Raw genomic sequence first — 1,777 nt, 5'->3', positions numbered from 1 at the left:
CCGGCCCGCGCCCCCAGCACGCTCGTGAACCGCTCGCGACTCGTCGCGATGCGGCGCTCCTCCATACGCCCGTCGTCGGCGCCGATACAGAGTTGACTCTCGCGTTTGTGCAGATCGAGCCCTATCGTATCCATGGCGGCTAGCTAACGCGTTAGGCGGATGTTCGACCCTCCTCGAGGGGCCACGATGACTCGGTACCGCATTCAGAGTGTGGTGAATGTCTTTGGTGGATTGACGATCATGATTCAGGCGCGCTTCCAGCCGAGCCGCTACGACACTCCGTTTTCATCCAAGATGCTGCTTGGCGGCGGGGTTATTCTGCTCATCAGCGGTGTCGCCCTGTTCTTCGCTCCGGAAAGCCGGGGCGGGCCACGCGACCACACCGCCTAAGGAACGCTGAAGCTGACAGGTGCCCACATTCGATCGGTCGTGGCGCCCGTCGAGAACACGATTCAGTCTTTAGGTTTCTTGCCTAAGCTGGCCCTGCAGCTTTCTGTGAAGCGGCGCCCCGCGTCAAGTGCGGCTGTGCACTTGCCGTGACCATCCTTTGATTGACCGCGACCGACTCGAGCTGCTGCTCAGCCTTCTGTTCGCGCTCTTCGTGAGGCCCGGTGGCCTCGGCGCATTGGGGGATGCGATGGGCGTGGACGGCGCCAACTAGCTCTCGGCTCTCGCACGGCGGCCATAAGCTGCAACGCGCTCGCCACGCCGATATATCAGTCAGTCGATCGTCGCGGTTGTGCTCTTTACGCTGCTCGCGGCCGCGGCATCCGCAGTCGGTGCGCATCATACGGTCGCCCGTCGCGCCACATCGCATCGAGAATCCCCGCGAGGCGGCGCGCGAGCGCCACCACCGCGATCCGTTTGCCGCGTCGTGCGGCGATCGTCAGCGCCCACGTCCGCAACGCGTGCAGTTCCGCGTCCCGCGAGCGGAGAATGCGCCACCCGGCTTCGACCAATAGGTAGCGCGCGCGCACATTGCCCGCCTTCGTGCTTCGACCGATCCGTCGCTGCTCGCCAGAACTCCGTTCGCTCGGCACCCGGCCCAGAAACGCCTCGAACTGATGCGCCGAGCGAAAGCGGGTCACATCATCGATCGTCGCGACGATCGCCGCCGCGGTGATCGGACCCACCGACGGCGCGGTGGTGAGGAGCGCGCCGGCGGGATCCGCCGTCGTCAGCGCGGTGATCCGCTGGTCGGCGGCGGCAATCTGCTCATTCAACGGTGCGAGGAGCGCGAAGAGTGGCGTCAGCTCGGCCGCCAGCGTGGCCGACAGCTCGAGCGCTTCGCGCACCGCGAGTTCCGCGCGCACATGCCGCCGCGCGTCCGACAGCCGGTGCGCGGGTCGATACGTGCCGAGCCGGCACGCCTCCATCAGCGTTCTCGCATCCCGCCGGTCCGTCTTCGTCTTCCGCGAGCGCGTGGCCTACATCGGCGCGAAGTTGGGATCGGCGCCGATCACCTCGTGGCCAAACCCTTCGAGCTGCCGCGCGACCCACTCGCTCTCGGTGCTGGCCTCGAGCAGAATCCGCGCCGTCGGGCGCGTCCCCAACACGGCGGTGAATCGCTCCCGACTCGTTACGATGCGGCGCTCCTCGATGTGGCCGTCGTCCGAGCCGATGCAGAGTTGACTCTCGCGTTTGTGCAGATCGAGCCCTATCGTATCCATGGCGGCTGGCCTCCCGGTGTGTGCCTCGTCGCAAGACGATGAGCACGTTCATATACCCTGTGGGGCGAACCTAGCCACCACGTCGCCGTGGAGGTTCAGCCGCTTCA

At 66.2% G+C, this 1,777-nt stretch carries 3 protein-coding genes; 1 reads left to right on the top strand and 2 read right to left on the bottom strand.

What is annotated here, in order from left to right:
* Positions 1-186 precede the first annotated feature (186 nt).
* On the top strand, positions 187-390 hold the full coding sequence (locus VGQ44_13590) for a hypothetical protein (protein HEV8447857.1): 204 nt from the start codon (positions 187-189) through the stop codon (positions 388-390).
* Positions 391-746: 356 nt separating this feature from the next.
* Here VGQ44_13590 and VGQ44_13585 read toward each other — a convergent pair whose 3' ends face one another.
* Together VGQ44_13585 and VGQ44_13580 are read right to left on the bottom strand one after the other, a co-directional pair.
* Entirely contained in the window at positions 747-1,376 is a 630-nt protein-coding gene (locus tag VGQ44_13585) for an IS110 family transposase (protein HEV8447856.1), read from the bottom strand.
* A 51-nt stretch (positions 1,377-1,427) separates the two neighbouring features.
* Positions 1,428-1,670 carry a hypothetical protein gene (locus VGQ44_13580; GenBank protein HEV8447855.1) on the bottom strand — a complete coding sequence of 81 codons (243 nt, stop codon included), beginning with the start codon at positions 1,668-1,670 and terminating at the stop codon, positions 1,428-1,430.
* Positions 1,671-1,777: the final 107 nt, after the last annotated feature.

The organism is Gemmatimonadaceae bacterium (assembly GCA_036003045.1).
Taxonomy (GTDB): Bacteria; Gemmatimonadota; Gemmatimonadetes; order Gemmatimonadales; family Gemmatimonadaceae; genus JAQBQB01.
This window is presented reverse-complemented; position numbering and strand designations above follow the sequence as displayed.